The organism is Mesorhizobium sp. M0184 (genome assembly GCF_040322215.1).
In the GTDB taxonomy this organism is placed as follows: domain Bacteria; phylum Pseudomonadota; class Alphaproteobacteria; order Rhizobiales; family Rhizobiaceae; genus Mesorhizobium.
Window position 1 is genome coordinate 66,288 of the sequence record NZ_JAMYSZ010000015.1, and the last position, 15,573, is coordinate 81,860.

Sequence of the window (15,573 nt, forward strand, 5' to 3'; positions counted from 1 at the left end):
CGGAAAGCGTTGAGCCGGCGCCTAAGACGGTTCCATCGGGTTGGCGAGTGTTGATGACGCGCGAACGCTGGACCGAAGTCGCGCGCATCCTTTTTACCGGCTTGATGGCGTTGCTGTATTGGCAGCAGCTCATTCCAATACAAGCCTTGTGGGTGGCGGTTGCCATCGGCTTGTATCCGCTCGTCAAGACCGGCGTCGTTGATCTCGTAAAAGAGCGCAAGATCGGTACCGAAATATTCGTCACCATTGCCACGGTGGTGGCGCTGATCGGAGGCGAGACCGTCGCCGGCGCGGTCCTCATGGTGATCATTTTGATCGCGGAGTTCATCGCCGATGTGAATATGGAACGAGCGCGAGCCTCGATCAAAGACCTGATCGGCTCAGTGCCGCAGGTGGCGCTTGTGCGGGACGCAGGTGGCGAACGCATGGTCCCGATCGAGAATTTGCGCGCGGGCGACGTTGTCTTGGTGCGGGCCGGCGAGAAGATCCCGGTCGATGGCACCGTCGTCGGTGGAGCGGCTTCGGTCAACGAAGCATCGATCACAGGAGAGAGCATTCCGAAGGACAAGAGCGATGGCGCCGATGTCTTTGCCGGAACCATCGTCGAATCCGGCGCCCTCGACATCGAGACCGAGAAGGTTGGTGCCGACACCACCTTTGCCCGCATCATCAGTCTGGTCGAGAATGCCGAAGCGGAACAGGCACCCGTCCAGAAACTGGCGGATAAGGTCGCGTCATGGCTGATCCCGGTCGTGCTGATCTTCCTCGTTGCGGTTTATCTTTATACCCGCGACGTTCGGATGATCGTCACTCTGCTGATTTTCACATCACCTGCCGAACTCGGATTGGCGACTCCTCTGGTGATTATCGCAGCCATTGCGCGAGCCGCACGCAGTGGAATTCTGGTCAAGGGGGGCGTCTATCTGGAGTCTTTGGCCAAGGTCGACGTCCTGGTGTTCGACAAGACAGGCACCCTGACGGCGAACAAGCCCGAGGTTGTCGGCGTGGAGATGCAGGACGGCACGCTTTCGGAAGCTGATCTGATCAGCCTTGCCGCCGCCGCCGATCGGCGCTCCGCTCACCCCTTGGCGAAAGCGGTCGTCAACTATGCCGCCCGGATGAAAATCGATGTCCCGGAACCGGAGCAGTACGAGCAGTTGCAGGCGCGCGGTGTGAAGGCGACGGTCTCCGGACGCACCGTGCTGGTCGGGAATGCATTGTTGTTGCGCGAGGCCGGCGTGCCGCTTTCCGATGCGATCGAAAAGGGCGGACAGACGCCGGTTCACGTCGCGGTCGATGGGAAATTCGCTGGCGTGATTTTTATTGCCGACACATTGCGACCAGGTGCGCGCGAAGCGCTGGCAAAGCTCCGTGCAACCGGGGTCAAGCGCATGGTGATGGTGACGGGTGACAATGAGGCCACAGCGCGGACCATCGCCAACGAGCTCGGCGTGGATGAAGTGCGTGCCAATCTGATGCCGCAGGACAAGGTCGCCGCCATCGCCGAATTGCAAAAGCAGGGCCATCGCGTGGCGATGGTCGGCGACGGGATCAACGACGCGCCGGCGCTGGCACGCGCCGATGTCGGCATTGCGATGGGGGGCGGCGGCACGCAGGCAGCGCTGGAAGCCGCCGACATCGCATTGATGAAGGATGACCTGGCAAGAATTGTCAGCGCCCGCGCGATTGCGCGACGCGCTTACCGGACAATTCAGGAGAATATCTTCGTCGGCGTTGGTGTTGTGCATGTTTTGGGCATTACCGCAGCGCTGATGGGCTGGATCGGTCCTATCCAGGCAGCGATTTTGCACTTGGGGCCAGATGTCCTGGTGTTCCTGAATTCGGCAAAACTGCTGCGCGTTCGAATCCAAGATGTTTAAGCGCATCTCTTTGAAGCCTAAGGCTTCGAACCGAACTAGCCAAAGCGGTCATTCGATTCGTCCGATCGGATGACTGCTACTGGCGCATGTGGTCGGTTGGCGCGTTCATAGATCAGATTGCCTGATGAGCCTCGGGAAGGTCCGGCCGGGGTGGAAAACCGCCGTTCAGCGCCCTATGCGGGCACGAAATTCGGCAGTCGAATTGGTGCGTGGAAACGGTTCGGAAGGCAACTGTACATCGAGAAAGGCACAAAGCGGCTCCCATCCTTCGGAGACTTGATACGTGAGAAGGCGTTCAGGCGGCAGCGTTGATTTCACGGAAGCGTTATGTGCTTCATAGACAGCGATTGCGTGATCACGGTTATCAAATCGACCGCCAAAGACAGCGTTTCCAACCACCGCCACACCAAAGGACTGTGGATCATTGGTAGCAGCATCCATTGTGAGCCCTATTGTTTGCGCCATGCTGTCATACCAGGCTTCCGGGTCACGAACTGTCAGGATAACCTTTGCATGAGGGTAGTGGTCACTCACTTGGCGCCAAAAATGCGCCGTTGGCCAATCGACCGCGGAAAGATAGCCGGCATATGCCGCATCCCAGGTCGGGAGTTGTCCCTGGCCGGCGGCGCGCCACAGCGCCTTCTGCTCGGGATTGGCGTGGACATCTGCCATGTGATGACACGGCCCGAACCCAAGATGCTCCAACGCGAGCTTCAGCGAATATGTGCCAGTGCGACCCATGCCTGCACCAATGACATCTAGAGCCATGAGCACCCCAAGGAGATTTCAATCGGTCAAAATACCGCTGTTTTCTTTAATTCGTTATATCTTTGAAGGTCAGCTCCGAATCGCGTCAAGCCGTAGCGCGCGAAGGTCAGTATTGGAGAAGCGCCGGGAATGGTGGCTCCTGGCGCCGCTGTGGCGAAGACGCGTGGATCGACACCACTATCCGCTGACGCAGCGCTTGCTCCGGTCGATGACGTGGATGCCCATCAAAGGATGGGAGACAACCGACAACGAGTTTCCGCCGGGAACGTGATCGCGGTCCACCAAAGCCATCTTGAACGGCAAGGCCGTGCAGACCTGCTCCATCAGGCTGCTCGACGTATACCGCGCGACATTCGAGCAGCGTGGACACAAGCTGGCAAGGCAAGGGGTTAGGCGCCGCGCTGTTGCAAGACACCGTTCTGCGCACGCGTTACGCCGCGACGATCCTCGGGATTCGCGGCCTTCTTGTTCATGCCATATCGGACGAAGCGAAAGCCTTCTACGAGCACTACGGCTTTGCGGCTTCCCCGAAAAATCCGATGACCCTTGCGCTCTCGCTAAGGCGCGTTGAAAGAGCGGGCCGAAACGTCTTGTTGTGCACAAGTTGGTAATCGCCTCGTAATCAACCAGCCGGAAAAAGCTTCCAGCGCCGCGGCCTAAAAGCCACGCGACTTTTCTGCGCCGCCGGATGGTCGACGGGCAATTCGATCTCGACCCGCCGACGTTCGCCGCCGATTTCGAGTTCCACGCGCCTGGTGCCGGCAACGCGGCGGCTGGCGGCGACCGTGCCGGCGATGCAGCCGTTGCATTCGTCCACCAGTTCGACATCGTGCGGGCGAAAGAACAATGTCGCTTCGCCTTGCGGTGCGTGCGGCGCGGAGAGCCCGATCGGGCGGTCGGCGATCCAGACCTGGCCGTCCTCGACCTTGACCGGGATCGAGCTCGATTCGCCGATAAAGCCATAAACGAAGGGCGAGTTCGGGGTATCGTAGATCTCGTCGGCGGTGCCGACCTGCTCGATGCGGCCCTGGCTCATCACCACGACGCGATCGGCAAGCTCCAGCGCCTCTTCCTGGTCATGGGTGACAAAGACCGTGGTATGGCCGGTGGCGTCGTGGATGTCGCGCAGCCAGCGGCGCAGTTCGCGGCGCACCTGGGCATCGAGCGCGCCGAACGGCTCGTCGAGCAAAAGCACGGCCGGTTCGATCGCCATGGCGCGGGCCAGCGCCACGCGCTGGCGCTGGCCGCCCGAAAGCTGCGCCGGATAGCGTTTTTCCAGACCGGAAAGCTGGACGAGGTTGAGAAGTTCCAAGGCGCGGCGGCGGATTTCCTTCGCCGACGGGCGTGACGGCCCGTGCCTGACCTTGAGGCCGAAGCCGATGTTGTCGGCGACCGTCATGTGGCGAAACAGCGCGTAATGCTGAAAGACGAAGCCGACATTGCGCTCCTGGATCGACTTTTGGGAGGCATCCTCTTCGCCGAAGAAGATTTTTCCGCGGGTCGGCCGCTCCAACCCAGCGATCAGCCTGAGCAGCGTCGTCTTGCCGGAGCCGGATGGCCCCAGCAACGCGATCAGTTCTCCCGACCTGATGTCGAGAGAAACGTCGTGGAGGGCCGGAAACCGGTCAAACTCCATGCGCACGTTGGCAACGCGAACTTCCATGCAAATCCCTTTGTCGTTGATGCACGTCGTTGTCCCAAAACGCTACACTTTTGGGCGACATCAAATCTTTGTTTCATGCATGTCGTTGTCCAAAAACCGCTACACACTTTTGGGCGACATGCATTTGTCAGTGTCCGCGCGTCGGCGATCTCGGCGCCGTAGCGCATCTCGAGAAGTGTTTTCAAGACCAGCGTGACGAGCGCCAGGCCGGCAAGCAGCGAAGCGACGGCAAAGGCGGCGGCGGCATTGTACTCGTTATAAAGGATTTCAACATGCAGCGGCATGGTGTTGGTTAGCCCGCGTATGTGGCCCGACACGACCGAGATGGCGCGATGACGATCAGAAGCGGCGCGATCTCGGATTTGTAGGGCAGGTTGCCGGCGATGAAGATAACGGAACCGTACTCGCCGACGCCGCGCGCGAAAGCCAGCGCGAAACCGGTGACGATGGCCGGCGCCAGTCCGGGAAGCAGAACGCGGCTGATGATCTGGAAGCGATTGGCGCCGAGCGTTGCGGCCACTTCCTCCACCTCCTTGTCGATCTCCTCCATGATCGGCTGCACGGTACGAACGACGAAAGGCAGGCCGATAAAGATCAACGCGATGACGATGCCAAGCGGCGTGTAGGCGACCTTGATGCCGAGCGGCATCAGCAGGCTTCCGATCCAGCCGTTCGGTACGTAAAGCGTGGTCAGCGCGATGCCGGCCACCGCTGTCGGCAGCGCGAAGGGCAGGTCGACCATGGCATCGGCGATGCGGCGGCCGGGAAAGTTGTAGCGCACCAGCACCCAGGCGACGATCGTGCCGAAGACGACGTTGACAGCGGCGGCAATGAAGGCGGTGCCGAAGCTGATTTCAAGCGCGTTGATGGTGCGGCGATCGGTGACGATCGCCCAGAAGTCGGTCCAGCCGAGCGCCGCCGAGCGCCAGATCAGCCCGGACAGCGGAATGAGGAGGGTGAGGAAGGCAAGCGAGAAGCCGAGCGTCAATCCGAAACCCGGAATGACGCTCGGCTGTCTGAACCGCCACCCCGCCTTGGCGGGCGTGCTGTGGTCATGTCGTCCTGATCTAAATGCTATTGGGCCGGCTTATAGATCTGGTCAAATATACCACCGTCGCCGAAATGGTAAGGCTGCGCCTTCATCCATCCGCCGAAAATTGGATCGTCGATGCTGATCCGCTTGATTTCCGGCAGTTTGGCGAGATCCTCCGCAGGCACCAGGTCGGGCTTCGCCGGACGGTAGTGGTTCTTGGCGATGATCGTCTGGCCTTCCTTGGAATAGAGATAGCCCAGATAGGCTTCGGCAACTTTCCGTGTGCCCTTGGCATCGACATTGGCGTCGACAACGGCGACCGGCGGCTCGGCCAGGATCGAGGTCGGCGGGATGACGATTTCGAACTGATCGGCGCCGAACTCGTCCAGCGCCAGATAGGCCTCGTTTTCCCAGGCGATCAGCACGTCGCCCAGGCCCTTTTGCGCGAAGGTCACGGTCGAGCCACGCGCGCGGTGTCAAGCACCGGAACATGGGAATAGAGGTTGCCGACGAATTCCTTGGTCTTGGCTTCATCGCCGCCATCATTGGTGTTGGCCCAGGCCCAGGCCGCGAGGTAGGCCCACCGGCCACCACCGGAGGTCTTGGGATTGGACGTGATCACCTGGACGCTGTCCTTTGTGAGATCGCCAAAATCGTGAATGCCCTTGGGGTTGCCCTTGCGGACGAGGAGGACAATGGTCGAGGTATAAGGCGCCGAATTGTTCTCGAACTTCGTCCGCCAGTCGGGATTGATCTTCTTCGTTTTCGAGACGATCGCGTCGATGTCGCCTTGCAGCCCCAGCGTCACCACGTCGGCGTCGAGGCCGTCGATTACCGCGCGAGCCTGAGCGCCCGATCAGCCATGCGACTGCTGGACGGTGACGGTCTCGCCGGTCTCGGACTTCCAGTGGGCGGTGAAAGCCTCGTCGAATTGCTTGTAGAGCTCACGCGTCGGGTCATAGGACACGTTGAGAATGGTGGTATCGGCAAACGCGAAACCGAGCGTGCCGAACTGGACAGATGTGGCGACCAGTGCGCCGAGCAGTTTCATGAAATGAGGTTTGGTCATTTCCGCCTCCGTTGAACTCGCGTCAAATCTACCGAATTGAATTTAGATGCATTCAATGTTGCCTTTTTTGGCCTAGTGAAGCAATTTTTCGCCTATTTCACCCTAAAAGAGGAATGTTTTTCCTCACATAGCGTGACTCGGGATCCTGGGCTCCCGGACGCGATAACTAGAAACCGCCAGCCCTTCGGCAATACGCAAGTGGCGATCAGGCGCGTGTAGGGCGTCAGGAACAGCAGGAGCGACGCCGCAAGCGCAAGCGGAATTGCCAGAAAGGCGATTGCTGGGACCATGCCGATCTGGCCGCTTGCCAGAGGGCGAAAGCGGGTCCGCTCAACGTGGCCGTCGAACCTGCGATCGGCAATGTCATTGATCGTGGACCCGGCGCTTCTCATCAGAAACGCGCCAAGGGTGAATAGCGCCAATTGCTGAACGGCGGGGATACCATGTGCCGCTTGGATCAATGCGGCCCAACAGGGAACAACGTCAGCCATATGCCCACTGGCCGATCCAGCCGCGCGAGCCGCGTGTAGGGCCGCCATGCACGCGGCAGCCGGCGATCCACCCAGTCACCTCTATGAATATCACTCAGGTCCGGTCGGCTCAAAGTCGCCATTAAGTAATCTTAATCCCGCGCAGAGAAAGGCATTTTCCTGTTCGGTTGAAGTGCCAAATTCGCAGCGTTGCGTATGCGCGCAATGGCAGCCTCGGGGTGGCAAGCGGAAGTCCAGCGTGAACGCGCGGAACAGTTGCTTTGCGGACCTGAGCCGGCATTAGGTTGCGCAAGCTGTAGCGGCTGATCTTGGCACGACCGAGACCAACGGCGGCGCTCACGCGCAGGACCGGCTCTTGAAGCCAGTGCCCAGCGGGCTCTACGCCAATAATGGGCGCTTTCCAGAATGACCGGAACCGCACGGCAATCGCTGAGCAAACCCTTCTAACCTTGGCCAGCGGAGCAATCACCTTTACGATTCGACCAGGATCACCAAGGACTCTGGCACCACTCCATCGAAGGCCATCGCATCCGCGGCTTCCTTGCTCTGCATAGCTTTCATCATGGCGTCCATGTCCGGAACGTCCATAAGAACGGCCACCCGGGTCGGATTTTGTGGATCTACAAATGTTCGTATGTTGGTCACGCCGAGCGGACCAAAAAGCTCTTTGCGCTTCGGCGAGTCGAGCCAGTGCTTCGCTCCTTTTGTGATGTTATGGTGGCCAATGACTGTCGGCATTGCATCCTCCCTATCGTGACGGCGAAGGCCAGCATCAACCAAGAGTGCCAAGATCCATCCCCGTCGAACCACGGAGCGCCGTTTTGGTTGGACTGTCAATTATTTCGTTAAGGACGCGGAAGAACGATTCGGAGAGGGCGTTTCTTCCGGACGGTTCGACCTCAATGAACCAGGATCGCGGTCACGCGGCTGTGGCTATTGACATGTGACATGCGCAAACAGCCGGACAACAACTGCAAGGGCCCGCGTGGCAGATATCGGGATCCAGCGCGGGGGTCGGAAAGGGCAGTTGCGGGAGTAGGGCTGCCATTCATGACCCGGCGGGCCAAGGTCGTCTTCGGGTCGACTCCGGCCGTAGAGCGAAGGTCCGCTGTTGAGAGCGGCGGTGAGGGTCCGGTAATGGCGCTACTTACTCGTTCAGGTGGCCGCTACAGTTGATTGCTAGAGTTAGTCTAGCGTGTCCAAGCGCCATGAAGCGAGCTTACAGCCAAAAGGAAAGTCGGCGGCCCATTTTTCAATGAGCGTTGCCCGAACCCGCCGACCTGCGGATTGCCATTGGCCCCGCGATTCGCAGCTTTGCCGGAACGGAGGCGTGCCGTCTAGCAATGTAAGCGTGTACCATTTCAGCTGCGGAAGTTTTCAAGATCTCTGCCTTAAATCTTTCGGCCATGGCTCGCGCAATCTGTGCTGCCTATAAAGTCGCGCAGCACGAGGTGATCTAGGTTGCAGGGTTGGCGCGGCAAGCGTTCCTCGGCCAGGAATCAGGCGCCAGCGCTGAACAACGCAGCCGGGACGAGTTTCCGGATTCGTTACCGCCATCGGCGATTTGCTCACGGGCTTCGCAAGTCCACGGTGCACTCGCGAGACTCCTAATTGCGCTCCGCCGCGCCGAATGATTACGGAGTACTAGCCTGCCCAATCCCAGCGCGCCCAGAGTTCTGGCTCGCGTGTGAACCATTAGGCCGGCGGGACGTTGCTCTGCGGATCCAACACCTGACGGCACGACCGTGGAGGAATCCAAGCATCATTCTACGCCTCAGAAACAAGACACGCCCGGTGCCTTGGCGAACTTTCCTTATGACCGAATGACCGTCGAGCGATTTCGGGGGCGTTTCCGCGAGCGAGGTGGAACGACGAGCGCAGGAGCTGGTTTGTGCCGGGAAAGACGGCGCCGCTACCTCTTTGGCGACCTCTATTCGACCCGCGGGAGCATCATCAACCCCAAGAGGTGATGTCACATAAACGGAGATGGGCTGTCGTTGTGACTTTTGGGAATGATTTCAGGCGATCACGCCGGCAGCAGCTTTCCATTGCGCCATGGCATTCAAGCGGTGAAGATGGATCTGAAAGGCGGAGCGTTTTGAACGGGGCGGGACGAAGAGATTGCGGACTGCAGAGAACGTCGAGACGAAACGCTGGAGGCTCCCCGGTGATCGAAAAGCTTGCATCATCCGCTCTCGTTTTCGCAGTGGCACGTGCGAATTCTCCGCTCTGTTGTTCAAGCCCTTGTGCGACCGGTGCTCGATGTCCGTCATGACTAGACGCCGCGCTGCTCCATAGGAGCCGAGCTTGTCGGTGATCATGCGCTTCGGCACCTGGCCCTGCTTCTTCAACAGCCGTGTCAGCACGCGCTTGGCGGCCTTAGTGTTGCGCCGGGTCTAGCCGATCTCGTCGAGCACATAGCCGTCCTGGTTGACGGCCCGCCATAACCAATGCTTCTTGCCGGCGATCATGATGGCGACTTCGTCGAGGTGCCAGATATCATTTCGACTGGGCTGCTTGCGGCGCAGGCGCCGGGCGTGGTCCAGCCCGAACTTCTTTCCCCACCGACGGATCGTCTCGTAGGAAACGACAATGCCGCGCTCCAGCAGCATTTCTTCGACACGACGCAGGCTCAGCGGAAATCGATAATACAGCCACACCGCGTGGGCGATGATCTCGGGTGGGAACCGATGCCGTTTATAGCTGATCTGCGAAGTGTTCGTCCCCAGCATCTATCGCAGCGATCCCTGACACGCGGTTACCGTGACAACGCCCCTGGGAGCGCCTGGACCAAATCGAGTCCCCAGTTCTAATATGTGGCGGGTGGTACGACGGGATCGCTCTACCGTCATCTCAGGAATGCATGTTGGGAAGACTCCCGAGGGCGACCTTGCGCATGTTCGAAGGTGGCCATCTATTTCTCTGGCAGGATAGCTCCGCGTTCGCCGAGATCGTCCGGTTTCTTGCAAACGAGGAAGCCGGCTAAAGGGCGAATACGAATTTGCGCCGTGCGAGGCTGCGTGAGGCCATGGACGTCCGCGCCTTACTGAGGCAAGACCGGTCGCGTCTATGTTTAGGCGGCGAGCCACATTGCCTATGCCTCGCTCGATAGCATATTGCGGGCGGCATAGAGTTCGGCAATGAAGTCGGTGATCAAGGTCGAATTGATGCCGTCCGGCGGGCGCAGGAGTAGCGCGCGGAAATTGACGGCCGGCTCGAATGGCCTGGCCAAAATGCCGCCGATCATGCGGTCCGCAATGACGGAGGGATTGACCAAGCCAATCCCCATGCCCTTCGCTGCAAGGATAGCGATGGTCAGGCCGTAGGGCGTTTCGATCAGGATGCGCGGCCGTACCCCATGCGCGGCCAGGATCTTGTCCATCGCGAGCCGAGCCGTATCTTCCGGCGACAATGCCAGGAAAGCCTCGTCGGCGAGATCGGCCGGCGTGATCATCTGCTTCCGCGCCAACCGGTGGTTCTTCGGCATGACGCAAACGGCGCGCGGCGTGGTGAAGATGCTGTGCAGCACGCCGCTGGTGTCGACCTCGTCGGCCGCGAGCCCGATATCGAAACTGCCAGACGCCACCAGGTCGCGCACGATGTTGGAGGTGCGGACCTGATAGCTGATGCGCACCTGCGGATGCCGGCGCGAGAACGCTACTATGGCGCGCGGCACCAGCCCATGCCGAGCGCCGACAGGCTAGCGACACGGATGGTACCGGTGCCGACCTCCTTGATCTGTGCCGCGCGCAGCTTGAGCCGGTCGAGCCCGACCAGGTTGGCTTTCACCTCGGCATGAAACAACTCCCCTTCGCGTGTCGGCACCAGCCTGCCACGAATGCGGTCGAAAAGCCTGAAGCCGAGTTCGGCTTCTAGCTTGGCTAGCGAACGGCTGATGGCCGGCTGCGAGGTATCCAGCAGCGCGGCCGCCGCGCCGGCGCCGCGTGTGATCATGATCGCGTTGAAGACATCGATGTCGCGCAGGTTCATAGTCCATCCATATCAAAAGCAAATTAACTTTATCGCTGCGGTCATGGATGGCAATGGGTGAGCCGGCTAAGCTGCCCCCATGAACCGACGCGACGACACTTCACATGTCCACCCTCCCAAGCGCTCCGAGGAACCGTTCCAGGCGGTGGCGATGCCGGTCGAGCGAGCCTCGACCGTTGTCTTTGACGATCTGGAGTCGTTCGAGCGTCGCGTCGAGCGTCTGTACGACGGGTTCAGCTACGGACTTTACGGCACACCGACCAGCCGGCAGCTCGAGGATCATATCGCCGTGCTGGAAAGCGGATTGCGGGCCCTCGTCGTCCCGTCGGGCATGGCGGCCATGACGCTGGCGACCATGGCTGTCTGCCGTGGCGGCGAAAGGGTTCTGATCCCGGAGACGCTCTATGGCCCGGCGCGCGACATGGCCGAGCGTTTTCTCGGCCCCCTCGGGATCGAGGCGGTTTCCTACGATCCACGGCTGGACGCGAGCATCGCGGCCGTGATCGACGGCAGAACGCGGCTGGTCTGGGTAGAATCGCCTGGCTCGGCCACCTTCGAAGTCCAGGATGTGCCCGCCATCACGGCCGCGGCCCACAAGGCCGGCGCGCTCGTCGCGGCCGACAACACCTGGGCCTCTCATCTGCTGTTTAAGCCGCTCGCTCATGGCGTCGACATCTCGATGCAGGCGCTTTCCAAACACGCCGGCGGCCATGGCGACCTCCTGATGGGCTCGGTCGCAGTGCATGACCACGCCCTGTTCCGGCGCCTGAAGGATACAGCGCGCTTTCTGGGCTATGGCGTCTCGCCGGAAGATTGCGCGCTGTGCGAGCGTGGCCTGATGACCATGCCGGTGCGCATGGGTCATGCCGACGCCACCGCGCGGAAGATCATTGCCTGGCTATCGGAACGCCCGGAAGTCGCACAGATCTTGCATCCCGCGGAGCCTGGTCATCCTGGCCACGCGGTCTGGAAGCGTGACTTTGCCGGATCGGCGGGCGTGTTCTCCTTCGTGCTGCGGCCGGAACTGGCGCCACTGCAATCCGATGTCCTGCGCAGCCTGCGGCTGTTCAGGCTCGGCGCAAGCTGGGGCGGCGTGCATTCGCTGATTGCCGTCAGCGATCCGCGCAAAGGGCGCGCCAGCCTCGATTGGCTGAAGCCCGGCCCGGTCTGGCGCCTGTCGATCGGCCTTGAGGCGCTCGAAGATCTTCTGGCCGACCTTTCCCAGGCCTTCGAACTCTTTGCTAAAGCCCGGCGCAACGGAACCGCAGCAGCCGACGCCAAGGCCGCCGAATGATTAGAACCTCAACGAGAAGGGGAATGACTATGAAACATCAAGTTCTGAAATGGCTCACGGGTCTGGCGATAGGATTGGCCAGCCTGACTTCGGGCGCCGTGGACGCCAGCGCGCAGGCGGTTATCAACAAGATCAAGGAACGCGGCTATGTCAGCTGCGGCGCCAGCCAGGGCGTGCCCGGTCTCTCCCGGCCCGACGAGAAGGGGTATTATCGCGGCTTCGATTCCGATATTTGCCGCACTTTCGCGGTCGCCATCCTCGGCGACAAGGAGAAGATCCGTTACGTGCCGCTTAACGCAGGCCAGCGTTTTCCTGCGCTGCAGACCGGAGAGATCGACGTTCTGTCGCGCACATCCACCATCACCTACAGTCGCGATACGGTTGTCCGCTTCGTCTGGATCAATCTCTACGACACGGACGGCATGCTCGTGCGCAAGGCCGACAATATTACCGAGCCCAAACTGCTCGATGGAAAGACCGTTTGCCTGCAAGGCGGTGGCAGCCTGACCGAGAAAGCGATCGAGGAAACCGAGGAAGAGTTCGGGATCGCGATGGAGAAAGTCTATTACGACTCGACCATTCAGGCGCGCGACGCCTTCTTCGGCGGCCGCTGCGATTCATACGTCACCGACGGCACTGCGGCAGCCGGACAGCGTGCTTCGGTGGCCAAGAACCCCGACGACTACGACATCATCAAGGTCGGCAAAGCCGCCGAACCCAATGGCGTCGCGGTCGCCCGCGGCGACGATCAACTCTTCGACGTCGTGCGCTGGACATTGAATGCCCTGTTCTGGGCCGAGGCCAACGGCATCACCTCGCAGAACATCGATGAAAAGCTTGTGTCGGGCAGTCCGGAAGTCAAACGGGTGCTCGGTGAGGAACCCGGCTTCGGCAAGCCGCTCGGATTGGACGACAAGTGGGCCTACAACGTCATCAAGCAAATGGGCAACTACGCCGAGATCTGGGACCGCAATCTCGGCAAGGACAGCCCGCTAAAGGTCGAACGCGGTCTGAACGCGTTGTGGAAGGACGGGGGCCTCAACTATCCTTTCCCCTGGGATTGAGCCGCATGATGGAGGGGAACGGGCCCGGCGCTCCCCTTCCCTGCCAACGCCGCGAACCCTCGAGGTCAACATGCTGAGCGATGCCAAGACCAGATCGATCATCATCCAGTGTGCCCTGGCCGCCGCGGTTGCCGCTTTCGCTGCCCTGCTCGTCAGCACGACTTTCGCCAATCTCAGGGCACGCGGCATCCCGATCGGCTTCGATTTCCTGACGATGCCGTCAAGGATCGTCATCTCGGAAGCAATCCTCACTTACAAGTCGCGGGACCCCTATTACTGGGCGATCGCGACCGGGCTCGCCAATACGGTCTTCATCTCCGCGGTCGTCATCGTCTTTTCATCCGCGCTCGGCCTCGTCGTCGGCATCACCCGGCTGAGCAGCAATCCCCTGGCGGCGGGCACCTGCCGCGTATGGGTGGAGGTTGCACGCAACTCACCGCCGATCGTGCTTCTGATCTTTCTCTATTCGCTGTGGTGGAAGGTGCTGCCGCCGGTCGGCGAAGCGCTCAATCCGCTGCCAGGCGTTTACGCCTCAATGCGCGGCTTTGTGGTGCCGGCCGTCAGCATGGACGTGGCCACCGCGGGATTGCTCGTCATTGCTCTCGCCCTGGCACTGGCGGCCGCTGGCTGGGCGGCGGCGAGAAGAGGATGGCTCTCACCGCTGACCGCGCCGGCGATCCTTACGGTTGGCATTGCCGGGCTCTGGCTTGCCGATGCGAAGTTCTCCGTCGACTGGCCGACCTTCACTGGGTCGAACTTCAAAGGCGGCAAGGACCTGACGCCCGAACTCAGCACCATCCTCATCGGGCTGACCATCTACACCACCGGCTTCGTCGCCGAGATCGTGCGTGGCGGCGTGCTTTCGGTCGGCCGCGGTCAGTGGGATGCAGGTCATTCGCTCGGCCTGCCACGCGGCAAAATATTGCGTCTGATCATCATCCCGCAGATGCTGCGGGTGATCGTCCCGCCGCTCAACAGCCAATACATCAACGTCGTCAAGAATTCGACGCTGGCGATCGCGGTCGGCTATCCGGACTTCCTTGCGGTGATGAACACCATCATCAGCAAGTCCAGCCATTCGATCGAGGGCGTCTTCATCATCCTCGGCGTCTATCTCGCCCTCAACCTGAGCCTGTCGAGCGCGGCCAATTGGTACAACCGTCGCATCGCCATCGTGGAGCGCTGAACCATGAAGGCCGTGTCTCTTTCCCTTCCGGCCGAGCCAATGCCAGGACAGATCCGCTTCGGCGCCTTGCGGCGGTCCGCCAAGCTCCTGTTCGGCACGCCGCTCAATGCCGCCCTGACGCTGTTGTTCGGCGTTCTGCTCGTCGCCACGGTACCGCCTATGCTGCGCTGGCTGGTAATCGACGCCGTGCTGTTCGATCCCAATCCAAGCGCCTGCCGGGTGGCCACCGGAGCCTGCTGGAGCTTCATCTACGCCAAGTCCGGGCAGTTGCTGTTCGGCATATATCCGCTCGACGAACGCTGGCGCCCCGCCATCGTCTGCCTGCTCATCCTGGCGCTGCTTGCCTGGTCGGTGCGGCCCGCCAGCTGGGCGCCGCGGCTGGCAGCGCTCTGGATGGCGGCGCTCGTGTTGATCTTCTGGCTGATGGCCGGCGGTTTCGGCCTAGCCGAGGTTCCGACCTCGTCCTGGGGCGGCCTGCCGGTGACGCTCATCCTCACCGTCGTCGCCATCGGCGTCGCCTTCCCTGTCGGCATCCTCCTGGCGCTGGCCAGGCGCTCGACCATGCCCGCGATACGCATCGGCGCCGTGGTCCTGATAGAATCGGTGCGCGGACTGCCGCTCTTGTCCATCCTGTTCGTGGCATCGATCATGATGCCGCTGTTCCTGCCGAAGCCTTGTTGCCCGACAAGTTCGTGCGTGCGCTGGTCGCCCTCACCATCTTCGCCGCGGCCTATCTCGCCGAGGTGATCCGCGGCGGCCTGCAGGCCATCCCGAATGGCCAATACGAGGCCGCGGCGGCGCTCGGCCTGCCCTTCTGGCGCACGCAATATCTCGTCATCCTGCCGCAGGCGATCCAGGTGGCGATCCCGGCGCTGGCCAACACCATCATCGTCATGATCAAGAACACCAGCCTGGTCCTGGTGGTCGGCCTGTTCGACCTGATCAGCTCCGGTAAGGCGACGCTGGCAGACCCGGACTGGCCGTCGCCGGCGGCCGAGACCTTCCTGTTCATCGGCGCGATCTTCTTCGCGCTCTCCTTCTCATTCGCCCGCTTCGCCGACTTCCTGGAGCGGCGCGGCCCGACCGCTCACTAGGAAATGCCATGATGTTATCGTCCGCCCCAACGCGCGTTCCG

At 61.2% G+C, this 15,573-nt stretch carries 12 protein-coding genes and 5 pseudogenes; 7 read left to right on the top strand and 10 right to left on the bottom strand.

What is annotated here, in order from left to right; translation table 11 throughout:
- The first annotated feature begins 53 nt into the window (after positions 1–53).
- Entirely contained in the window at positions 54–1,880 is a 1,827-nt protein-coding gene (locus NKJ23_RS19385) for a heavy metal translocating P-type ATPase (protein WP_352508712.1), read from the top strand.
- Positions 1,881–2,045: 165 nt separating this feature from the next.
- Here NKJ23_RS19385 and NKJ23_RS19390 read toward each other — a convergent pair whose 3' ends face one another.
- Both NKJ23_RS19390 and NKJ23_RS19395 read right to left on the bottom strand, forming a co-directional pair.
- A complete protein-coding gene (locus NKJ23_RS19390; RefSeq protein WP_352466294.1) occupies positions 2,046–2,648 on the bottom strand; it encodes a sulfotransferase family protein in 603 nt (200 codons plus the stop codon).
- A 177-nt stretch (positions 2,649–2,825) separates the two neighbouring features.
- Complete coding sequence (locus NKJ23_RS19395) at positions 2,826–2,972, bottom strand: hypothetical protein (RefSeq protein ID WP_352453916.1); 147 nt, start codon at positions 2,970–2,972, stop codon at positions 2,826–2,828.
- A gap of 35 nt (positions 2,973–3,007) precedes the next feature.
- On the opposite strand from NKJ23_RS19395, the pseudogene NKJ23_RS19400 reads away from it, so the two are divergent.
- A pseudogene (locus NKJ23_RS19400) lies at positions 3,008–3,259 on the top strand (GNAT family N-acetyltransferase); the annotation flags it as partial.
- A gap of 11 nt (positions 3,260–3,270) precedes the next feature.
- Here the strand turns inward: NKJ23_RS19400 and NKJ23_RS19405 are convergent.
- The 8 genes and pseudogenes from NKJ23_RS19405 to NKJ23_RS19440 all read right to left on the bottom strand — a co-directional run bounded on the left by NKJ23_RS19405 (position 3,271) and on the right by NKJ23_RS19440 (position 10,894).
- Positions 3,271–4,311 carry a sulfate/molybdate ABC transporter ATP-binding protein gene (locus tag NKJ23_RS19405; RefSeq protein ID WP_352495671.1) on the bottom strand — a complete coding sequence of 347 codons (1,041 nt, stop codon included), beginning with the start codon at positions 4,309–4,311 and terminating at the stop codon, positions 3,271–3,273.
- Between the two features lie 331 nt (positions 4,312–4,642).
- Positions 4,643–5,389 (bottom strand): annotated as a pseudogene (cysT, locus tag NKJ23_RS19410) (sulfate ABC transporter permease subunit CysT); the annotation flags it as partial.
- Positions 5,386–6,413: pseudogene (locus NKJ23_RS19415) on the bottom strand (sulfate ABC transporter substrate-binding protein). The pseudogenes cysT and NKJ23_RS19415, both read right to left, overlap by 4 nt.
- A gap of 185 nt (positions 6,414–6,598) precedes the next feature.
- A pseudogene (locus NKJ23_RS19420) lies at positions 6,599–7,026 on the bottom strand (UbiA family prenyltransferase); the annotation flags it as partial.
- Between the two features lie 349 nt (positions 7,027–7,375).
- Positions 7,376–7,642 (bottom strand): hypothetical protein, encoded by a 267-nt coding sequence (locus NKJ23_RS19425; protein ID WP_023680946.1) that lies wholly within the window; start codon positions 7,640–7,642, stop codon positions 7,376–7,378.
- Between the two features lie 1,280 nt (positions 7,643–8,922).
- Positions 8,923–9,636 (bottom strand): annotated as a pseudogene (locus tag NKJ23_RS19430) (IS6 family transposase).
- 362 nt (positions 9,637–9,998) lie between these two features.
- Complete coding sequence (locus NKJ23_RS19435; protein WP_352495670.1) at positions 9,999–10,580, bottom strand: LysR substrate-binding domain-containing protein; 582 nt, start codon at positions 10,578–10,580, stop codon at positions 9,999–10,001.
- On the bottom strand, positions 10,565–10,894 hold the full coding sequence (locus NKJ23_RS19440; protein WP_352495669.1) for a LysR family transcriptional regulator: 330 nt from the start codon (positions 10,892–10,894) through the stop codon (positions 10,565–10,567). The genes NKJ23_RS19435 and NKJ23_RS19440 overlap by 16 nt, the downstream gene beginning before the upstream one ends.
- Positions 10,895–10,973: 79 nt before the next feature.
- On the opposite strand from NKJ23_RS19440, the gene NKJ23_RS19445 reads away from it, so the two are divergent.
- From NKJ23_RS19445 to NKJ23_RS19465, 5 genes are all read left to right on the top strand, one after another.
- The gene (locus tag NKJ23_RS19445) at positions 10,974–12,188 is read left to right on the top strand and encodes a trans-sulfuration enzyme family protein (protein ID WP_352495668.1); all 1,215 of its coding nucleotides are present in this window, start codon (positions 10,974–10,976) and stop codon (positions 12,186–12,188) included.
- Between the two features lie 29 nt (positions 12,189–12,217).
- Positions 12,218–13,252: a transporter substrate-binding domain-containing protein gene (locus NKJ23_RS19450; protein ID WP_023680948.1), complete on the top strand. Its 1,035-nt coding sequence runs from the start codon at positions 12,218–12,220 to the stop codon at positions 13,250–13,252.
- 70 nt (positions 13,253–13,322) lie between these two features.
- Positions 13,323–14,438 (top strand): ABC transporter permease subunit, encoded by a 1,116-nt coding sequence (locus NKJ23_RS19455; RefSeq protein ID WP_023680947.1) that lies wholly within the window; start codon positions 13,323–13,325, stop codon positions 14,436–14,438.
- A 3-nt stretch (positions 14,439–14,441) separates the two neighbouring features.
- The gene (locus NKJ23_RS19460; protein WP_352495666.1) at positions 14,442–15,185 is read left to right on the top strand and encodes an ABC transporter permease family protein; all 744 of its coding nucleotides are present in this window, start codon (positions 14,442–14,444) and stop codon (positions 15,183–15,185) included.
- Positions 15,116–15,532, top strand: coding sequence for an ABC transporter permease subunit (locus NKJ23_RS19465; protein ID WP_352495665.1), 417 nt, complete (start codon positions 15,116–15,118; stop codon positions 15,530–15,532). The genes NKJ23_RS19460 and NKJ23_RS19465 overlap by 70 nt, the downstream gene beginning before the upstream one ends.
- Positions 15,533–15,573: the final 41 nt, after the last annotated feature.